16 protein-coding genes and 1 other RNA gene are annotated in these 20367 nt (G+C 62.6%); 7 read left to right on the forward strand and 10 right to left on the reverse strand.

Translation table 11 applies throughout. The features are described from left to right. Nucleotides 1-152: 152 nt before the first annotated feature. The 5 genes from F753_RS34000 to F753_RS34020 all read right to left on the reverse strand — a co-directional run bounded on the left by F753_RS34000 (nt 153) and on the right by F753_RS34020 (nt 7360). Nucleotides 153-1433 carry an LPS O-antigen chain length determinant protein WzzB gene (locus F753_RS34000; protein WP_023444989.1) on the reverse strand — a complete coding sequence of 427 codons (1281 nt, stop codon included), beginning with the start codon at nt 1431-1433 and terminating at the stop codon, nt 153-155. 151 nt (nt 1434-1584) lie between these two features. After that, nucleotides 1585-1869, reverse strand: coding sequence for an integration host factor subunit beta (gene ihfB, locus F753_RS34005; RefSeq protein WP_015276650.1), 285 nt, complete (start codon nt 1867-1869; stop codon nt 1585-1587). A 258-nt stretch (nt 1870-2127) separates the two neighbouring features. Then, complete coding sequence (locus F753_RS34010; RefSeq protein ID WP_015276649.1) at nt 2128-3798, reverse strand: DEAD/DEAH box helicase; 1671 nt, start codon at nt 3796-3798, stop codon at nt 2128-2130. A 376-nt stretch (nt 3799-4174) separates the two neighbouring features. Then, a complete protein-coding gene (locus F753_RS34015) occupies nt 4175-6337 on the reverse strand; it encodes a methyl-accepting chemotaxis protein (RefSeq protein ID WP_156924034.1) in 2163 nt (720 codons plus the stop codon). A gap of 273 nt (nt 6338-6610) precedes the next feature. Next, nucleotides 6611-7360, reverse strand: a complete 750-nt coding sequence (locus F753_RS34020) for a spermidine synthase (protein ID WP_023444991.1) — start codon at nt 7358-7360, stop codon at nt 6611-6613. 132 nt (nt 7361-7492) lie between these two features. Here F753_RS34020 and F753_RS34025 point away from each other — a divergent pair, with 132 nt between their 5' ends. Next, a complete protein-coding gene (locus F753_RS34025; protein ID WP_023444992.1) occupies nt 7493-8842 on the forward strand; it encodes a class II 3-deoxy-7-phosphoheptulonate synthase in 1350 nt (449 codons plus the stop codon). A gap of 145 nt (nt 8843-8987) precedes the next feature. On the opposite strand, the gene ltrA is transcribed toward F753_RS34025, so the two are convergent. From ltrA to ffs, 4 genes are all read right to left on the reverse strand, one after another. After that, nucleotides 8988-10409 (reverse strand): group II intron reverse transcriptase/maturase, encoded by a 1422-nt coding sequence (gene ltrA / locus F753_RS34030; RefSeq protein ID WP_017517123.1) that lies wholly within the window; start codon nt 10407-10409, stop codon nt 8988-8990. Nucleotides 10410-10894: 485 nt separating this feature from the next. Beyond that, complete coding sequence (gene efp, locus F753_RS34035; protein ID WP_003280508.1) at nt 10895-11461, reverse strand: elongation factor P; 567 nt, start codon at nt 11459-11461, stop codon at nt 10895-10897. Between the two features lie 177 nt (nt 11462-11638). Further along, on the reverse strand, nt 11639-12793 hold the full coding sequence (earP, locus tag F753_RS34040) for an elongation factor P maturation arginine rhamnosyltransferase EarP (RefSeq protein WP_023444993.1): 1155 nt from the start codon (nt 12791-12793) through the stop codon (nt 11639-11641). A 195-nt stretch (nt 12794-12988) separates the two neighbouring features. Next, an RNA gene (ffs, locus tag F753_RS49065) (signal recognition particle sRNA small type) lies at nt 12989-13085 on the reverse strand. 309 nt (nt 13086-13394) lie between these two features. Between ffs and F753_RS34045 the strand changes: the two genes are divergently transcribed. From F753_RS34045 to F753_RS34055, 3 genes are all read left to right on the forward strand, one after another. Beyond that, nucleotides 13395-14381: an NAD(P)/FAD-dependent oxidoreductase gene (locus tag F753_RS34045; protein WP_031297547.1), complete on the forward strand. Its 987-nt coding sequence runs from the start codon at nt 13395-13397 to the stop codon at nt 14379-14381. Nucleotides 14382-14482: 101 nt separating this feature from the next. Beyond that, complete coding sequence (locus F753_RS34050) at nt 14483-15298, forward strand: motility protein A (RefSeq protein ID WP_003299513.1); 816 nt, start codon at nt 14483-14485, stop codon at nt 15296-15298. Next, nucleotides 15295-16026, forward strand: a complete 732-nt coding sequence (locus tag F753_RS34055) for an OmpA/MotB family protein (RefSeq protein WP_023444995.1) — start codon at nt 15295-15297, stop codon at nt 16024-16026. Before F753_RS34050 ends, F753_RS34055 begins: the two co-directional genes overlap by 4 nt. A gap of 4 nt (nt 16027-16030) precedes the next feature. Here the strand turns inward: F753_RS34055 and F753_RS34060 are convergent, their stop codons facing one another. Next, nucleotides 16031-16963 (reverse strand): ZIP family metal transporter, encoded by a 933-nt coding sequence (locus F753_RS34060; protein ID WP_003299516.1) that lies wholly within the window; start codon nt 16961-16963, stop codon nt 16031-16033. 185 nt (nt 16964-17148) lie between these two features. Here F753_RS34060 and F753_RS34065 point away from each other — a divergent pair, with 185 nt between their 5' ends. The 3 genes from F753_RS34065 to F753_RS34075 are packed head-to-tail and all read left to right on the forward strand — an operon-like array spanning nt 17149 to nt 20282. Further along, on the forward strand, nt 17149-18333 hold the full coding sequence (locus F753_RS34065; RefSeq protein WP_023444996.1) for an efflux RND transporter periplasmic adaptor subunit: 1185 nt from the start codon (nt 17149-17151) through the stop codon (nt 18331-18333). 4 nt (nt 18334-18337) lie between these two features. After that, complete coding sequence (locus F753_RS34070) at nt 18338-19558, forward strand: ABC transporter permease (RefSeq protein WP_031297548.1); 1221 nt, start codon at nt 18338-18340, stop codon at nt 19556-19558. Next, on the forward strand, nt 19551-20282 hold the full coding sequence (locus F753_RS34075; RefSeq protein ID WP_014820810.1) for an ABC transporter ATP-binding protein: 732 nt from the start codon (nt 19551-19553) through the stop codon (nt 20280-20282). Before F753_RS34070 ends, F753_RS34075 begins: the two co-directional genes overlap by 8 nt. Nucleotides 20283-20367: the final 85 nt, after the last annotated feature.

Here is a 20367-nt window from a genome sequence, read left to right on the forward strand (position 1 = left end):
GTTCACAAAAAACAAGTGACGCGCATCAACTTAATTTGGCGATTGTGAGCGCCTATAACGTCGTGCTAGATGCCCGCCGACCTTCAGTTACGCTGCCAAGCAAAGCGTTCAGCGCCGTGCCTGGCTCTCGCAGAGGAAAGTAACGCGGCAACTTATGACGCCGATGGGGTTTGCAGCTCGCGGCCGCGATTTGCAAGGCTGCGTACCAAAGCGGCGAATACGCCAAGCATGCCGCCAAGCACAAAGCCCAACGCCAGAATCAACGCCTTCCTGGGTTTGATTGGCTTGGACGAATCCAGCGCTGGTTGATCCAGACGAACAAGCCGCAACCGATCCGTATCGAGCTTGATTCCCTTCAAGCGGGCGGCCTCTTCGCGCAACTCAGCGAGATTGCTCAGGTAGAGGTCTTCACCCTCTCGCTCTCTGAGAATTTCCACTTCGCGATTGTTTTCTAGCATTGCGAGCTCTGATTGGATCTCGGCGATTCGAGGCTCAATGAAGTCATCCGACTTGCGACTCGCGAGGGCATCACGCTCCGCGGATAGTGCTTCTGTTCCCATGAAATACAGCGGGGTTTCCCGACTGTTTACCTCCGTCCGAATAACTTGCGCGCCGCCTCTGGCCAAGTCGGACATTGCAGACGGGCTTGTTGGCTTACGAATACTCAACGACTCGGCTATGGATATCGCCTCAGTCAACTCCTGAATTCGGTTGTTCCGTCGAGTTTTGAGTTCCTCACGCAGAGCAGCGAGCTCGTCCTGAAGCTGGGCCCGCTTCAGCGCGTTCTCTTCGAGCAGGGACGCGATCTTCGCCTCCTTGGACGCTTCGTAGTTTGCACGCTGCGCCTCAATGTTCATCTCAAGGCTGGCCAGACGATTGTTGACCAGGCTTTCCACATCCTCAGCGATTTCGCGGCGCTCCAGCTCCAATACATAAGCGACAAAGCCATTGACTACCGAAGCACCGGCGACACCCTCGGGGTAAGTAAGCCTCAGCCCCACGAACGCGCTGCGGTTCTCCGTACGCTTCGGGTCAGGGAACAGCATCTCAAACGCTTCCTCATTGAACTCAGCGAATGCCTGCTCTGATTGCTCGCCCCGCTCGGTGAGATTCGGAAACAGCTCCTGATTGTTCATGAAGAATTCCAGGCGGTTGTCATAAGACGACAATCCGCCAGCCACGCGATTTATGGCCTCTTCCGGAGTGAGCTTGTAGATGCCCGTTTCATTGAGCTGGTCCAGATTGCTCTGCGGCACTGGACGAAGATAAGTTCGAACTTGAAAGTATGGCGTCGCCAGGAAGGCATACAGGGCCGCCAGCACTGTGGTGAGAAGCGTGACGCCGATGATTAGAATCTTCTGGCGCCAAAGCGCGCGGAACAGCTCGACCAGGTCGATCTCATCGTTGGGCGAAGTAGGTTGCTGCACGGTCATCCGAAATCCTTGTTATGTGTGCTCTTCACTGCGGAGCAAGCGAACCGGATTTTGTACGTACAAACCGCAAAAAGTTCAGCCGAATGATGGCTTTTAACAACTATTTAGGCTGATGCCTCGCTGCTACAGGGAGAGCTAGCCTAGCCGCTTATCAGTCCTCCTCATTCACCCGATCCCGCAACTCCTTCCCTGGCTTGAAATGCGGGACGAATTTTCCGTCAAGGCTGACGGATTGGCCGGTTTTGGGATTGCGGCCTACGCGGGGGGCGCGGTAGTGCAGGGAAAAGCTACCAAAGCCGCGGATCTCGATCCGGTCGCCAGTGGCCAGAGCCTGAGCCATTTGCTCAAGCATGGTCTTGATGGCCAGCTCGACATCCTTCGACGAAAGCAGCCCCTGCTGGGTGACGATTCGCTCGATCAACTCCGACTTGGTCATGGTTTTCCCTTCGTTTTCAAGCGGCTAGATCATTCGGGTTGCGATCGTTTGTAGCATGTTGTTCAGAGTTTGAACAGCCCGAGCGGGATTGACGAGCAAGGAGTGCTTCGTTTATCGGAGCACGACACGGAATGCAAAGGGACGGATGAGTAACCAGTCCTTGGCGTGATCGATGGAAGCAAGAGCCGAGGTGGATCTTTCTTTGGGCAATAAAAAAGGCGGGCTAATAAGCCCGCCTTTCGTTTAACCAACTACCGATCAATCCTCGCGATAGCGACGCAGCTTGAGCTGCTTGCCGCCGACGCGGGTGTCCTTGAGTTTGCCGAGCAAGCGCTCGAGACCGTCTTCCGGAAGCTCGACCAGGCTGAAGCTGTCGCGCACCTGGATGCGACCGATGGCTTCGCGAGCCAGGCCGCCTTCGTTGAGGATGGCGCCGAGCAGGTTACGGGCAGCGATGCCGTCACGCGCTCCAAGCGGCGTACGGCAGCGGGCGCGACCTTCGGCCAGCGGGACCGGAGCGCGACGCTCGCGATCACCACTACGCTCAGGACGATCCGAACGCTCGGTGCGCTCACGCGGGCTGCTGGTCGGAACCAGAGGCTGCTCTCTTTCCACCTCGGCCAGGGTCAGAGCCTGACCATTGGTGGCCTTGCGCAACAGCGCAGCGGCCAGAGCACGTGGGCTGCAACCGATGTCGGCGACCAGCTTGTCGAGCAACTCACCATGGGTGGCTTCAGCATCGGCTACCAGCGGCGCGAGGCTGTTGGTGAGCTTCTTAATGCGCGCATCCAGCACCTGCTGAGCATTGGGCAGGCGAGCCTCGGCTACCTTCTGATTGGTCACGCGTTCGATGACCTGCAGCATGCGGCGCTCACGCGGGGTAACCAGCAGCAGAGCACGACCTTCGCGACCAGCACGGCCGGTACGGCCGATACGGTGTACGTAGGATTCCGGATCGTAGGGCATGTCCACGTTGAATACGTGGGTGATGCGCGCCACGTCGAGACCACGGGCGGCGACGTCGGTGGCGACGACGATGTCCAGGCGGCCATCCTTGAGCGATTCGATAACGCGCTCACGCTGGTTCTGGGCGATGTCGCCGTTCAGCGCGGCAGCCTTGTAGCCCTTGGCTTCCAGCGCGGCGGCCAGATCCAGGGTGGCTTGCTTGGTGCGAACGAAGGCGATCAGGGCGTCGAAATCCTCGACTTCCAGCAGGCGCAGCACAGCTTGGATCTTCTGATCGGCATGGACCATCAGGTGTGCCTGCTCGATACGAGCGACGGTCTGGGTCTTGGCAGCGATCTTGATGTGCTGCGGCTCACGCAGATGCTTTTCGGCAATCGCGCGAATGGAGTGCGGCAGCGTAGCGGAGAACAGAACAGTCTGACGGCTCTCTGGCATCGCTTCGAAGATCACTTCGAGGTCGTCCATGAAGCCCAGCTTGAGCATTTCATCGGCTTCGTCGAGGACCAGGAAGCGGATGGTCGACAGCAGGCCACTGTTGCGGCTCAGGTGATCGACCAGACGGCCTGGGGTCGCGACGATGACCTGCGCGCCCTGGCGAATGGCCTTGAGCTGCGGGCCCATCGGAGCGCCACCGTAGACCGCAACAACGGTCAGGCCAGGCATCTGCTTGGAGTAGGTTTCGAATGCAGTGGCGACCTGCAGGGCCAGTTCGCGAGTCGGCGCGAGGATCAGTGCCTGCACTTCCTTACGAGCGGGATCGATCTTCGACAGGATCGGCAGCGCAAAGGCCGCGGTCTTGCCGGTACCGGTCTGCGCCTGGCCGATCATGTCGTGACCGCCAAGGATCACCGGGATCGCCTGAGATTGAATAGGGGATGGTTCTTCGTAGCCGACTGCGCTGATGGCAGCCAGAACAGCGGAGTGAATACCGAGTGCGGCAAAGCCGCCGATTTCCTGGGTCATGGGTCTTGTCTCTGATGCTCCGCAAGACCCATTGTTCCGAAGCTGCGCATGCCGTGCAAAACCCGAAGGTCACCCTGGCAGCCTGGTCGGCGGGGTTGCGAAAACGTATGAATGATGAATCGTCAAGGATAGCCCGCTCGAAGCGGACAGCAGCCGAAGCAGTGCTTCGTGTGTTGCAGTACCTGAACGCAGGCTGGGTTTCAGCCGGCGCGTACTATACCGGATTAACGTGAAGCTGTGCGGGTATTTTGCGCGGGCGGTTGGGCTACCGGGCGCACCGTTGGCCAGCAAGCCCCGCCGCGTGGCTCGCCTGCACCGAGCCAGGTGCACAGCAGCGGCACCGTGGCAGGTCTCGCCCTCGCGGCGGGCATCACTTTCAGGCAGCCTCGCTAGTGGCGGCGCTGACGCGGAAGCGGCCGACCAATTGGTGCAGCTTGCCAGCCGTATGACGAACACGTTCGGCGCTGTCCTGCAGCACGCCGAGGGTCTGCCCCATCTCATTGGAGGCCTGGTCGACGCCACGGATGGTCTGGCCGTAATGCAGGCTGCGCTCGTTCAGCCCCTTGATGATGTCGAACATGCGCTCGACGGTGTGATGCAGATGCACATTCTCCGAGGATGCCTCCTCGGTCAGGCGCAGGCTGCTGTCGACATTCTGGACGCCACCCTCCATGAACGACACCGCCTGGCGCGTTTCCGCCTGCAGGCTCTCGACCTTGTGCCGAATGTCCTCAGCCGCCTTGGCCGTACGTTGCGCCAGTGAGCGGACCTCACCCGCCACCACGGCGAAGCCGCGACCATGGTCCCCCGCCCTGGCCGCCTCGATTGCTGCGTTCAGCGCCAGCAGATTGGTCTGCGTGGTGATGTCGCTAATCAGCCCGACGATCTCATCGATCTCGCCCATGCGGCTGTCGAGCAGCTGAACGCTCTGAGCCGAGCGCTGCACCACATCACGGATCGATTCGGTACCGTTACGCACGGTGTCGAAACGCTCGCGGGCACGCTGCATCACCTCGTCCATGGCGCCCTTCATTTCCTCGGCGGTCATCGATGCCTGCTGAATTTCGCCAAGTTGCTCCTCCACCAGCAGCAACAATTGATGGATCGATTCGGCCACATCGCTGGTGGTCTGCCCCGCTTCGCTGCTGCGTTCGAGCATCAGCTCGTTGTCCTGACGAACGTTTTTCGAGACCTGAATCACCTGGCCGACCACGCCGTCCAGGCTGTCGATGAAGCTGTTGATCCAACGCCCCATGTCGCCACTCTCATCGCGCTGCATGGTGCTGCCGTCGACCCTTTGGCGCAGATTGCCCTCGCCCTCGGCCAGCGTACGAATCACCTCGGTCATCTCCTGCATGCGCGCAGCCAGCCGTCGCGGCCCGAAGGACGCGAACGCCCAGGCCCCCAGCAGGAGCAGCAAACCGTTGACCAGGTGCAGCGCGGTGGTGGGCAGACCGCTGAACTCCTGCAGCAGACTGCCGATGGCGAACAGCGTGGTCACCGTGAGCAGATACGTCTTCATCAGCCCGACGCTCAGCGAACGGCGACGATAGACCTCCTCCAGATCCGCCTCGCACATCATCCCCCATCGGTCTGGCGAGCCTTGCAGCTGAAAGGTAACGCCCTTGCCAATGACCGGAATATGGCGGTAGTCCGAGTAGCCGGGATAGGTGACGAACAGGTTGGCACCCTTGGCGATCGTCTCCCGCACACCAGGATGCAACTGGCCGGTGGCCGGATCGGTAAAACGCAATTCCAGCTCGGTATGCTGCTGCACGCGCACCGTTCCCCAGCGCGTGTGCACACCGCTTTTCAGGTTCTCGCCGTGGCTGAAGGTGGCATCTTCGAAGCGCGAGCGTGACAGCGCCGTGCCGGTCTGAACACTGCTGTCGAAGCGCGACTCCACCATGAACAGGTAGTTGTCACCCGATTCCGGGTAGACGTGGCCCGCCTCGCGCTGGATGAGGTCACCGATCACATCATTGGGCACCCGCGCGCAGATGCAGCCGAGACACTTACCGCCAACATGCACCGGCTGGTAGAACATCAGGGTGACCGCATCATGGAAGCGCGACGTACTCGCGCCCAGGCGCTGGGTCAGCGGATCACGGTAGGGCCCGTGCAGGAACGGCTCGCTCAGCCCGCGCGCCACCGCTCTGCCATCGAGATCCTGTTGCCCGACATGAACCGCGCAGGTGGATGCCAGCACGCGGCCTTGTGGGTCGATGACGAACAGCTCGGAAATATCCGGCAGCTGTGCCCGTTTCCCCTCCAGCACATCGCTAGCGACGTGGCCAACGGCTTCGCCCAGATTGGCGGCGAGGTCCGCCAGATGACCCCAGTGACTGGCGACCCAGTTCTGCAGGATGCGCACCCGTGACTGCGCAACGCCCTCGAAGACCTGCTCCACCACGGGATACACGCCACGATTCAACCAGCACGACCAGCGCATCGACAGCTTGCCGGTTGGCCCCGACCACGGAAGCCAATGGCGCTCGCTAGCGGACAGATGCATCAGATTGCTTTGAAGATGAGGCACGGGCGATTCCTTACTGCCGACAAAATATGCTGGCGTTTTGCAATTAGCAGACCAGCCATGCCGTCACGTTTGCTCATCAGCGCGGCAAGACACAGCGCTCCAGCATTGATTAACTGCTGGCTTCGTGGGACCCAGATATTGAGTGGGACGAGTGAGGCCCCGCGATAGAGCCGCGCGTCGCGCTTTTCCGTGCGGGACGGCGCCGGCCAGTACGCACCGATATGGAACAGCCACAAACCTTCACTACCGTCGACGCACCCGTTCGGTGCAGAGTTAGCTCGCGGGCCGCAGTGCCGCAATCAACGAATCCAGCGAATAGCCCAAGCGCGGTGCCAACACTTCGGCCCGCTGGCGCAGCCCGGTCATGTCCAGCTGCTGATCGAGATCCGCTGGCACCAGCAGCACCACGTTGCCCTCCTTCACGGGGCACTCCCAGTAATGCCGATGATAGAGGCCACGCAGCAGCGCCGCGCCCAACGGGCGATCGTCATCGGTGCCCCACTGATTGATGATCAGCCAGCCGCCCGGATTGAGTTTTTCCTGACAGCGCTTGAGGAACGACCAGGCCAGATGCGCGGCATCCGGGCCTGCATCGTTGTACAGGTCGACGAAGATCAGATCGGAACTCTCGGCGGTATCCAGCAACTCGGTGGCATCGCCGATGCGGATATACAGTCGCGAGTCGTTCTGCAAGCCGAGGTACTGCATTGCAAGCTCCGGCACCGCCGGCCGCAGCTCGATGACCTCGACGTCCTCCAGCGGCAGGAACTGCAGACAGGCCTGCGTCAGGTTGCCGGCACCAAGCCCTAGAAACAGTGCGGTTTCCGGTTCTGCATGACACAGCCCACCGAGCAGCATCGCGCGGGTGTAATCGTATTCAAGCCAGGCAGGATCGGCGGTGAATACGCAGCTCTGTTCGACCGCCGCGCCAAACTCGAGAAAACGGTAGTCGCCCACCTCGAGTACGCGAATCAGCCCGAAAGCGTCATGCACTTCGGCGAGCAGACGTTCCTCTTTGTCCATCAATGTGCTCCGCAGCTATCCGATCACCAGCGTGTCGGCGAACGCATCTTACGCAGCCCCATAGGCCATCGCTATCTCCGGGGCCCGGGCGCTTCAGGTAAAATCGCCGCACTTTTATCAGTTGGAACGATCATGAACGACGCCTGGAGCCCCGATAGCTGGAGAAGCAAGCCGATCCAGCAGCAGCCCGAATACCCGGATGCCGAACACCTCTCGCGCGTTGAACGCACCCTGGCCGGCTTGCCACCGTTGGTCTTCGCCGGCGAAGCACGGGAGCTGAGACGGCAGTTCGCCGAGGTGACCCAGGGCCGCGCGTTCCTGTTGCAGGGCGGCGATTGCGCCGAGAGTTTCGCCGAATTCTCGGCCACCAAGATTCGCGACACCTTCAAGGTGCTGCTGCAGATGGCGATCGTCATGACCTTCGCGGCCGGCTGCCCGGTGGTAAAGGTCGGGCGTATGGCCGGCCAGTTCGCCAAGCCCCGCTCGGCCGGTGACGAAACCGTCGATGGCATGACGCTGCCGGCTTACCGGGGCGATATCGTCAATGGCATCGACTTCAACGCGCAAAGCCGCGTGCCGGACCCGGAGCGTCTGCTGCAGGCCTACCATCAGTCCACCTCCAGCCTGAACCTGCTGCGTGCATTCGCCCAGGGCGGTTTCGCCGACCTGCACCAGGTGCACCAGTGGAACCTGGATTTCATCGCCAACTCGCTGTTGGCCGAGAAGTACCACCAGCTCGGCGCACGCATCGACGAAACGCTGAAATTCATGCGCGCATGCGGACTGGACGGCGCGCCACAGTTGCGCGAGACCAGCTTTTTCACGGCTCACGAGGCACTGTTGCTGAACTACGAGCAGGCTTTCGTCCGCCAGGACAGCCTCAGCGGCGGCTGGTACGACTGCTCCGCGCACATGCTGTGGATCGGTGACCGCACCCGTCAGCTCGACGGCGCGCATGTCGAATTCCTGCGCGGAGTGGGCAATCCCATCGGCGTGAAGGTCGGCCCGAGCATGGACAGCGAGGAGCTGATCCGCCTGATCGACATCCTCAACCCGCAGAACGACCCCGGTCGCCTGAACCTGATCGTGCGCATGGGCGCCGACAAGGTCGAAGCCGGTCTGCCGCGACTGGTGCGTGCGGTGCAGAACGAAGGTCGCCATGTGCTCTGGAGTTCCGACCCGATGCATGGCAACACCATCAAGGCGTCCAGCGGTTACAAGACGCGGGACTTCGAAAAGGTGCTCGCCGAAGTGCGTCAGTTCTTCGATGTGCATCGTGCCGAGGGCAGCTACCCCGGCGGGATTCATATCGAGATGACCGGCCAGAACGTCACCGAATGCATCGGCGGTTCGCGGCCGATCACCGAAGCCAGCCTCAGCGATCGCTATCACACCCAGTGCGACCCGCGGTTAAACGCCGATCAGTCGCTGGAAATGGCGTTCATGATCGCGGAAACCCTGAAGCAACTGCGGCCCAACTGATGGCGAGGTAGAAGCCGCAGGCTGCCGGTCACGGTGCGCGACACTTGTCGCGCACCGATCGGCAAGTGAAAGGGATCGGGTAGGAGGCGGCCTCACGGCCGCCGTCCTCCCACACCACCGTGCGTACGGTTCCGTACACGGCGGTTCAGGCCATGCGGTTAAGCCGATTGATCGTATCCAGTATCGAGACCAGTCCAAGTCTGTCCCATAGCTTCTTCGGCAGCGCCTGATTCATATGCGGCGCTCCTGAGTTCCACCACGGGCCTCGGCCATTGAAGGCCGACTTGCAGGCACGCTCCTCGCTCAATCCCAGGCGCATCAGGTTGCGCGCCCTCGTAGAGGGCTGCTTCCATTGCCGCCAGATGACACAGCGAAGTTTGTGCCTGACCCAGCCATCCAGCTCTTCCAGTGGACGCTTGCTCTGGCTGAGCTTGAAGTAGCCTGCCCAGCCTCGCAGCACCGGGTTTACCCGCTCGATGACATTCGCCATCTTGTGGCCCCGCACCCCTCGCAGCAGTTCCCTGAGACGGTCGCGCACACGGCGCAGGCTCATGGTTGCCACTCGCAGTCTAGGCAGCGAGTGCCAACTCATCCCATACCCCAGGTAGTCGCATTTCCACGACCCAGCCACGCGACTCTTGTCCCGATTCAGTCTCAGTTTCAGACGGTGATTCAGGAACCGCTCGACACTGGCCAGCACTCGTTCGCCAGCACGCGGACTACGGACATAAATGTTCGCGTCATCGGCATAGCGCACGAAGCGATGGCCTCGCCGCTCCAACTCACGGTCGAGTTCATCGAGCAGGATGTTCGACAGCAGCGGCGAAAGCGGGCCGCCTTGCGGCGCCCCCTCCTGCCGATGGCTGACAACCCCGTCCGACATGACGCCCGCTTCGAGGTAACGGCGGATGAGTCTGAGCACCTGTTTGTCTTCGACATGGCGCTCAACACAGAACATCAGGATGTCGTGGTTGACCCGATCAAAGAACTTCTCCAGATCGAGTTCCACGCAACACCTATGACCCGCCGCCACATGGGTGCGGGCCATCTCGACAGCCTGGTGAGCGCTTCTGCCCGGACGGAAGCCGTAGCTATAGTCCGAGAACAGCGGATCGAAGATCGGCGTGAGCTGTTGCAGCAGGGCTTGCTGGATCAGGCGATCCACGACACTGGGAATGCCCAGTTGCCGCATACCGCCCTGCGGTTTGGGAATTTCGACCGCCCGCACTGCCTGGGGATGGTATTCACCTGCCAGCAGCCTGACCTTCAGGATGGGCCAATACTGTTTCACGTAGCCTGCCAAGTCGGCGACCGTCATGCCATCGGCACCCGGCGCCCCCTTGTTGCTGACCACGCGCTGATACGCACGCTTGAGATTCGCCGGTGCAAGCACCCGCTCCATCAGCGTGTCCGGCTCCGCGTTCATCCACGTCACCGACGCCGCCGATACCTCTGCGCTGTCAGGCGTCATCCTCGGCCTCTGGCCGGGACTCGGGGTGACAGTCTTCTCTTGGAGAAATTTCTGCATTTCGGTTATCGACGAGACGCTGACGCCTACTGGCGGCATGACCTGTTCGGCCCTTGATGGCGTGGTTGACCGCCACTTACTACGGCCTCGGCTGACTTCTGCACGCCCATCCCGTCGCCTCTCGACAATCGGTAGCACAATGGCAAGCGTACAGATCTCCCAGGGTAATTCGCGCGACCTTCCTGCTTATGCCTGTCGGATCTACGTCGCAGCGTTCCGTGCAAGTATCGGGCTTTGGCGATTATGGCCACCTCACCCCGCTGCGCCGCCTCATCCGCTTCCTGTTCGTCAGGCCAGCATTTTGCCTCGGGCTTCCTTCAGATTCGCAGTCGCCCGCGACACCCTTGCCTTCAGCTAACACTTCCCCTTGCCGGGTGTGTAGAGGACTTTCACCTCCAAGTCGCCAGGCTCACCACCACAGTGAACCCGACAGCGCCAGTCACGGCGCTACGCGCCATGCCTGGCGCACCATAAAAAACCCGGCGCCAGGCCGGGTTTCTTTTTCGAGCAGTCTGCGTGGCCTATCAGGCCTTGACGCGGGACTTGTACTCGCCGGTGCGGGTGTCGATTTCGATCGAGTCGCCGATTTCGCAGAACGCGGAAACCTGCAGCTCGGCACCGTTCTTCAGGCGAGCGGTCTTCATGACCTTGCCGGAAGTATCGCCACGCACGGACGGCTCGGTGTAAACGATTTCGCGAACGATGGTGGTCGGCAGTTCGACGGAAATCACCTTGTCGTTGTAGAAAACGGCTTCGCAGACGTCGGTCATGCCGTCTTCGATGAAGGTCATCACACCTTCCAGGTCGTCTTTTTCGATTTCGTACTGGTTGAACTCGTCGTCCATGAACACGTACAGCGGGTCGGCGAAGTAGGAATAAGTCACTTCCTTGCGCTCGAGGATGACCGGCTCCAGCTTGTCGTCAGCCTTGTAAACGGTCTCGGTAGCCGAACCGTTGAGCAGGTTCTTCAACTTCATCTTAACCACGGCACTGTTACGGCCGGACTTGTTGAACTCGGCTTTCTGGATGACCCAGGGTGCGCCGTTGATGATGGCCACCTGGCCGGCACGGAACTCTTGTGCGGTTTTCATACGAAATATCCGAAGGGGAATTAGAGACAAAAAACAGGCCGCGTATCATAGGGTCTGTTCCCGCCTGGTCGCAAGCCACGTTGCTGCGCCAAATGGCGCCATACGGAGCGGCGTACAACAAGGCGCGGAGGTCAGGCCACGGCCTTTCCCCACCATAATTGAAGGTGCGGTCGCACGCTAAGCGTGAACAGCACCGAGCCAATCGGTGTAGAAAAACACCAGCTTTCCGGCCAGATCGCCATTGGCCACCTGCTCGTGGGTCCAGGCTTCGGCATGTTGCAGCAAGGTCGGGTATTCGCGGACCAGAGCGGTCCAGGCTTCGCCAGCCCCCTGCCCGGCGTTCCAGGCACGCCAGAATTCGCGTAGCGCTGCGTTGGCCGTGGGCGACAGCTCATGCGCGTACAGATCGAGAAAGGCATGGAGTTTGTCCCAGTGGGCATCGTCTTCCTGAGGATAGATGTGCCACACCAGCGGTCTGCCGGCCCACTGGGCGCGGATAAAGGACTCCTCCCCGCGCACTGCGTTGAAATCGCAGCTCCACAGAAGCAGGTCGTATTCGTCCTGAGTCATGAACGGCACGATGCACAGCTGCAGACTGCCGCGCCGATGCTGATTGCCCGTCTGCAGGCTCGGCACGCCAAGCCAGGCGGCAACATCGCCAAGTACTCGCCCTTCCGGGACCAGCAACTGGTTGCTGCGCGAATCGGCCGCGAGGGCGTCTAGCCAACCCGCGACCGCAGTGTTTTCGTAGGCGAACAAGGACAACAGGCGCGCGCCGGGCTGTCGCGCTATGCCGAGCGAGGCAAGAAAAGCGGTCTGTTGCGCCATATCGCTCTGAAATTCCGCACGGCGCAACATCAGATCAGCTTCACGGATCAGACCGCCGGTCCGGGCTTCGAAGCCCGGGAAGAAGAAGTACTTCTGCAAGCCGTTGGCCTGCAGTGAGGGCAGCGCATGGCAGCCGACGATCCAGTCCTCGGCACTCAGATACTCGAGGTTCAGCCAAAGGATGCGACGACCGCTGGCAGCCATGGCATTGATGTAGGGCTGCGGCAGATTGCAGGCGAACGCCTCGATGACCACATCGGCGGGCTCGGTAGCTGACCATTGGCCGGACCAGCGCCGGACCTCCACGCCCTCATGCAGCTGCTGTTCCGCCTCGGCATTGGCCGCCGGGCAAAGCCGAGCGAAGGTATCCAGGTCATCCACCCACAGCCGCACGTGCTGACCGTGTTCCGACGCCAGCTGCCGGGCCAGGCGCCAGGTGACGCCGATGTCACCGAAGTTATCCACGACTGCGCAGAAGATGTCCCACTTCGCTTTTACAGACAAAACCGTGCTCCTCGAGCCGATACCGGCACTTCGTGCCTCTGGAAACGCTGCGCAGGATACAAGGTTGGCGCCAGCAACCGGTTGCCATGCCACAACACAGGAACGGCAGACGCGCGTATACGCCCGAGCCTGCAAAGGCGTCAGCGGATTCAGATAAAAAGAAAGGAAAAACGAGAAGATCGTTATGGAGGTGAACCCTACCAGCCACACCCCGGCACACAATGTCACCGCTGCGGCTGCTCCCTTCCGGGCCTGACCGGGTTCACGGCTGATCGTTGCGAGGGGACCGGCAGGGCCCACCATAACGAAACCCGCCTGGCGGCGAGCGGCGCCATTGTACCGGCTTATCAGCAACTTACAACCACAGACTGCTGCCACGCTTACGGCAGGCCAATTGCATCCTCTTCCATGAAGCGCCAGCAACCCGACTATCAATGGATTGAACCGGCGAGCGGTATGCGCATTGCGTCGAAAGCCTCTAGCCAAAGACCAACGTCTGTCCGAGGATGGGCAGGCTCAAGCGCTATCGAACGCTTGTCATGAAACCATGCTGTGCAGCGATTTCGCTGTGCGGCTGATGGCAACAGCACACGAGGTAATCATGAGCAAGGCTCCAATCGCCGTCATCGGAACCGGGATCGCGGGGCTCTCCGCTGCGCGCGCCCTCCACGATGCCGGGCAAGTAGTACATCTGTTCGACAAGAGCCGCGGCAGCGGCGGCCGCATGGCCAGCAAACGCAGCGATGCGGGCTCGCTCGACCTGGGCGCGCAATACTTCACCGCCCGGGATCGCCGCTTTGGCGGAACCGTCCGCCAGTGGCAGAGCGAAGGCTGGGTCGATCAATGGTCGCCCAGCATGTACCAGTCCCATGACGGTCAACTGAAACCATCTGCCGACGAGCAGGTGCGCTGGGTCGGCACACCGACGATGAGTTCGATCACCCGCGGGTTGCTGGGCGACATGCCGGTCAACTTCAGTTGCCGCATCACCGAAGTGTTTCGCGGCGAGCAGTTCTGGACGCTGGTCGATGCCACAGGCGTAAGCCACGGACCATTCAGCCAGGTGGTGATTGCCGTGCCGGCGCCGCAGGCGGCTGCGCTGCTCTCCAGCGCGCCCAAGCTCGCCGCCGTCGCCGCCAGCGTAGCCATGGAACCCACCTGGGCGGTCGCGCTGGGCTTCGCGACTCCGTTGAACACCATGCTGGAAGGCTGCTTCGTTCGCGACGATGCGCTGGACTGGATTGCTCGCAACCGCAGTAAGCCCGGCCGCAACGGCGAGCTGGATACCTGGGTTTTGCACGGCACCAGCAGCTGGAGCCGGCAGCACCTCGACCTGCCCAAGGAGGCGGTGATCGAGCGCTTGCATGGCGCATTCGCCGAGCTCATCGATTGTGTGGTGCCGGCCCCGGAGTTCACCCTGGCCCATCGCTGGCTGTATGCCCGCCCGGCCCAGGCCCACGAATGGAATGCCCTGGCCGACGCCGGGTTGGGTCTTTACGCCTGCGGCGACTGGTGCCTGTCCGGCCGAGTGGAAGGCGCATGGCTCAGCGGCCAGGAAGCGGCGCGCCGGCTGCTTGAGAATCTGTAGAGCGGCTGCCAGCGGCTGATCTGACTCAGGTCAGCCGTACGCGCAAGGCCAGCTGCTATGATCGCGCGCTTTCTGCACTGGCCCCCTTCAGCGGAGTTCCGATGAATCCCTCCACCCTGATCGGCATCGTCGCGAGCATCGGACTGCTCGCCGTCGTCATGCTCTTCGCCGCCAAAGAACCCGCGCTTTTCATCGACCTGCCAAGCCTCGGCATCGTACTGGTCGGCACCCTGGCGGCGACCTTTATCAGCTATCCGTTGCGCGAAGTCACCCGAGTGTTCGGGCTGATCTGGACCGTGATGCGCAACGAGCGCCTGTACACGCGGCAGGATCTCGATGAGCTGGTGCAGATCTCGCGACTGTGGATCAGCGGTGACCTACCTGCGGTGGAAAAAGCGGTCGAGCAGGTCAGCAATCCCTTTCTGCGCACCGGCGTGCAGCTGGTGATCGACAACACCCCGGAAGAAGACATCCTGGAACTTCTGCAATGGCGCATCGCACGACTGCGCGCCCGGGAGAATGCCGAGGCACAGCTGTTCCGGGCGATGTCCAACTATGCGCCGGCGTTCGGCATGATCGGCACGCTGGTCGGGCTGATCAACCTGATGTTCATGCTCGGTAGCGGCAATATGGACCTGATCGGCCGCAGCCTCGCGGTCGCGCTGATGACGACCTTCTACGGCGTGCTGCTGGCCAACCTGATCCTCAAACCAGTGGCCGTGAAGCTCGAACGGCGTACCGAGCAACGCGTGGCGCTGATGAATCTGGTGATGCAGGGCATCTCCATGATGTGCAATCGCCGCAGCCCGGCCTACATGCGCGAAACGCTCAAGTCGTTCATCGCCCACCACGACGACGAAATTCGCGACGGCAGCCCCGCCGCACCGCGCAGCGCGCCGCAGGACGAACGCACGTGAACGGCCAGGCATCGCCGGGCAGCCGCTTCTCCCGCTGGCATATCGAGCCGCAGCGAGAGGAAGAGCAGGAAGCCTGGCTGATCACCTACCTGGACATGCTCACCCTGCTGCTGGTGATGCTGGTGATCATGCTGGCGCTGGCCGGCAAGGGCGAAGGCCAGCAGAGCGAGCCCTCGATGGTAGAAGCCACGCAGCAGTCGGCTGGCGATCAGCTGGTAGCACTGCAGCCAAGCGCTTCACCCATACCATCGATCGTGCCGCTACCGGCGCCGGCGGCTGATACGCAGCAGGACGACACGAGCGAAGCGAAGCCCGATCTGGCGCTGGGCGACGACATCGAGGTCATCGTCAACGATGGCAGCATCAGCTTTCGAATCAGCAGCGAAATTCTGTTCGGCTCAGGGCGGGCGGAGCTGGAAGACGCCGGGCTGGATGTGATCGACCGATTGGTCCCAACCCTCGCCGCAGGCGGTCATCGGATCATCGTCGAGGGCCATACCGACAATCTGCCCATCCAGACCGAGCGCTTCCCGTCCAACTGGGAGCTTTCCGCCAGCCGCGCCAGCAGCGTGGTGCGCTACCTGCAGCTGGCCGGCATCGAATCGACGCGGCTGAGCGCAACCGGCTACGCCGACACGCGACCGCTCGCCGACAACGGCGACGAACAGGGTCGCGCCAGCAACCGCCGCGTCGAGCTGATCATGCAGACCGAGGCGGACAAGCCCTGACGCTTCAGCCCAGCGCGGTATCGAGGAACATCATCACCGCGAAGCCCACCATGAGGCCCAGCGTGGCGGGCGTCTGATGGCCGTTGCGGTGGGTTTCCGGGATCACCTCGTGGGATACCACGAAGATCATTGCCCCCGCGGCCAGGCCGAGGCTGATGGGATAGGCGATGGCGAAGCCGCTGGACATGCCGATACCCACCAGCGCGCCGATCGGCTCCATCAGCCCGGATGCCGCGGCGACCAGCACCGAACCCAGCGCCGACAACCCGGTGGTGCGCAACGCCAGCGCGACGGCCAGGCCCTCGGGAATGTCCTGAATGGAGATCGCCGTGGTCAGCGGCAGGCCGACGCTCAGGTCGCCATTGGCGAAGCTCACACCGATGGCCATGCCTTCTGGGATGTTGTGCAGCGCAATGGCGAGCACAAACAGCCAGACCCTGTTCAGGCGTTCGCACTCGGGACCACAGGGGCCAGTGCTTTCATGCTCGTGCGGCGTGAAGTAATCCAGACCGAGCATGAGCAACACGCCAAGCCCCAGGCCGACCACCACCGTCAGCGCCGCAGCCGGGCCGTTGCCGAACAATTCACGCCCCGCTTCCAGCCCCGGAAGGATCAGAGAGAAAGCGCTCGCAGCGAGCATCATGCCGGCGGCAAAGCCAAGCATGCTGTCCTGGGTGCGGGTAGAAATGTCACGCAGGCCGATCGCCAGAAACGCGCCGACCGCCGTCGCTACGAAACCGGCGCTGCCGCCCAACAGCGCGTAGCGAACGTTGCCCGCCTCGCTGCTCTGCAAAGCGTTGGCGGTACCCGCCACTAGCAGTAACAGCACCGCCACTGCAGTTGCCGCAAGACCGAAGGTGATCCAGGGGTTGGCTTGCGCCTGTGCGAGCCAGGCAGCGCGCAGAGTGGCCGCCGGGCTTTGAACGGTGGACGCCATGATTTCAGAATCCTCGATGCGGGCGGCCAGTGTACTCCGCCACGCCCTGCTCCAGAGCCTATGGTCACGATAGCCGCAGACCATCGCCGACCTGCGCGCAACGCCCGCGTTGTACCCCCATGGGTATGACCGTAAGCTTGGCGGGTTCGATGGCCCGGAGGGGCCGCATTAAGGAGTGGTCCGTCGTGCCCGCTGCAAAAACCATTCGTCGCGCGCTTTTGCTGATCATCCCGGTCCTGCTGCTGGCCGGCTGGATGATCTGGCGCCAGCTTCAAGGGCCGGAACTGCCCGGTTATCGCCTGGAAACACGCCCACTGGTGCAACGCGTGGTCGCCAGTGGCGAGATGGACAGCCAGTCGCTGGCGCAGGTCGGCAGCGAAATCACCGGAGTTGTCGCCTTGCGCCATGTGCGCGAGGGCGATGCGGTAAAGGCTGGCGATCTGTTGCTGGAGCTGCGCGACGACGAGCAGCGCGCCCGCCTGCGCGAGGCGGAAGCGGCCCTGCAGCAGCTGATCGATTCCAGCCGCCCCCAGGCACAGGCCACCCTGCGCGAGGCACAGAACAACCTCGAACAGGCCGATCGCGAACTCCAGCGCCGGGAGACACTGTTCGAACGCAAGCTCCTGGCCTCCGAGGCGCTTGAGCAGGCTCGCCGCGCAACGCTGACTGCCCGTGTGGTCCGAGATCGCGCCCGCCTCGCCGCCGCGGCCGTGGGCGAAGGCGGCAGCGAGGAACAGGTCCTGCGTCAGCGCCTGGAAGCGGCGCGCGCGAACCTGGCGAAAGCCCGCATCCACGCCCAGGTCGACGGCATCGTGCAGACGCGCGAAGTCGAACCCGGCGACCTGGTACAGCCCGGCCGCACCCTGCTAACGATCGCCCGCTCCGGCAGTAGCGAAATCCTGCTGCCTCTGGACGAAAAGAATCTGGCCCCGATCGAACTGGGCCAGGCCGCCAGGATCATCGCCGATGCCTACCCGGATCGAGTGCTGCCGGCACGCGTCAGCTTCATCGCGCCGGGCGTCGATACCGCCCGTGGGACCATCGATGTCCATCTCGACCTGCTGGAGCCAGCCGACTTCCTGCGTCAGGGCATGACCGTCTCGGTGAACATCGAGACCGGCCGACGCGAGCAAGCCCTGGTATTGCCCAACGATGCGCTGCGCGCCCGCGACGGAACACGTGCCCAGGTATTGCGCGTCAATGATGGCGTGGTCGAGCGGGTCAGCGTGCGTCTGGGAATGCTCGGCACCGCGCTGAGCGAAGTCAGTGAAGGGCTGGCGGCAGGTGATCTGGTGTTGATCGGCGACGCCGAGGAAGGCCAGCGCGTACGCGTGCATGAGCAAGCGATTCCAACCGGCATTCAGGACTGACTGCATTCGCCTGGCCGACTCGCTGTGGACCGAATGGAAGATCGCCCTACGCTTCTTGCTGGACAACCGCATGCAGACGTTGCTGATCATGTTCGGTATCGCCGTCGGCTCGGCGGTGATCGTGTTCATCACGGCGCTGATCACCGGCCTGCAGGCCAATGTGGTCGAGCGCACCCTGGGCACCCAGGCCCATATCCGCATCCTGCCGCCGGACGAGGTCAACCGCATTCTGCCCGCCGCTGACCACAGCTGGCCGCTGGTGCTGGAGAGCCCGCGGGCCCAGCGCCTGCGCTCGATCATCAACTGGCAGGACGTACGCGACGTGCTCGACCAGGACGCACAGATCCTCGCGGTGTCGCCGGTGATCAGCGGCCCGGCCATCGCCCGACGCGGCGTGGCCCGCGCCTCGGTGGCGCTGCTCGGCATCGACCCGCCGCGCTATCAGCGCATCATCCCGCTGGCAGACGACCTGATCGCCGGGCAGTTCACCGTGGGCGCCGGCCACGCGGTTATCGGCAAGGAACTGGCACGCGACCTCGGCCTGGGCATCGGGGACAAGCTGCGTTTGGACGCCGGCGAAGGCCGCGAGGCAGTCGTCGATATCGCCGGTATCTTCGAGCTGGGCGTACGCGAGCTGGATGCGCGCTACGTGTACCTGGACCTGAAACAGGCGCAGACACTGCTCGACCTGCCCGGCGGCGTCACGGTGATCGATACCACGGTCGCCGAGATCTTCGAGGCCGATCAGGTCGCCGAGCGCCTCGCGCGCCTCACCGGGCTGCGCGCCGAAAGCTGGATGGAAACCAATGGGCAACTGCTCAACGCGCTCGCCTCGCAGAGCATGACCACGGAGATGATCCGTGTATTCGTCGGTATCTCCGTGGCCTTTGGCATCGCCAGCGTGCTCGCCGTGAGCGTCGTCCAGCGCACCCGCGAGATCGGCATCCTGCGCGCCATGGGCAGCCCGCGCGGGCAGATCCTGCGCGTGTTCCTGCTGCAGGGGGGGCTGCTCGGGCTGCTCGGTTCGGCCTGCGGCGGAGGCGTCGGCTGGGGCCTGGTGCAGGTTTTCAATCTATTTGGCCCGCGGCTGTTCACCATTCCGGTCGATCCGACACTGGTGCCGCTGGCCATGCTGGTAGCGACAATCACCGGCGTGCTGGCGGCGGCGATGCCGGCGCGGCGTGCGGCGCGCTACGACCCTGCGGTGGCGATTCGATATGTCTGAAACCCTGCCAGCCAGCCCGGTCAATGAGGTCCTGCGCCTGGAACAGGTACGCAAGGCCTTCAACATAGGCACACCGCTGGAAACAGAGGTGTTGCACGGTATCGACCTGCGCCTGAACCGCGGTGAGCTGGCCGCGCTGATCGGCCCGTCCGGCTCAGGTAAGAGCACGCTGCTGAACCTGATCGGCCTGCTCGATACGCCCAGCTCCGGCGAACTGTACGTGCTCGGCCAGGCGACACGCGACAGCGACGACGAAGCGCGCACGCACCTGCGCAACCAGGCAATCGGTTTCGTGTTCCAGTTTCACCACCTGATTTCGGCATTCAGCGTGCTGGAGAACGTGCTGATGCCGCTGATGATTCGCCACGGCAAGCCGTCACACGCGGATATCGACCTGGCTCGCGGCCTGCTCGACGAAGTCGGACTGGCGCAGTTCGCCGACAAGAAGCCGACGCAGATCTCCGGCGGCCAGCAGCAACGAGTTGCCATCGCCCGGGCGCTGGTGACCCGCCCGCCTCTGTTGCTGGCCGACGAGCCGACCGGCAACCTCGATACCCGCACCGCGCAAAGCGTGTTCGAGCTATTTCATCGCATCAATGCCCAGTTCGGCTGCGCAATACTGGTGGTGACCCATGATCCACGCCTTGCGGCCGATTGCGGGCGGACCATACAGCTGGTCGATGGCCATATCGTCAGTGACGCTGCCAATCCGCCCAGTCGCTGACCCGACAGCCGCTGCGCCCCTTCCATAGCGGGTCGCGGCGAATGTCCCGCCAGCAGCTAATAACTATTAAGTCTAAGCATATAAC

The sequence above is a fragment of the Stutzerimonas chloritidismutans AW-1 genome, assembly GCF_000495915.1.
Taxonomy (GTDB): Bacteria; Pseudomonadota; Gammaproteobacteria; order Pseudomonadales; family Pseudomonadaceae; genus Stutzerimonas; species Stutzerimonas chloritidismutans.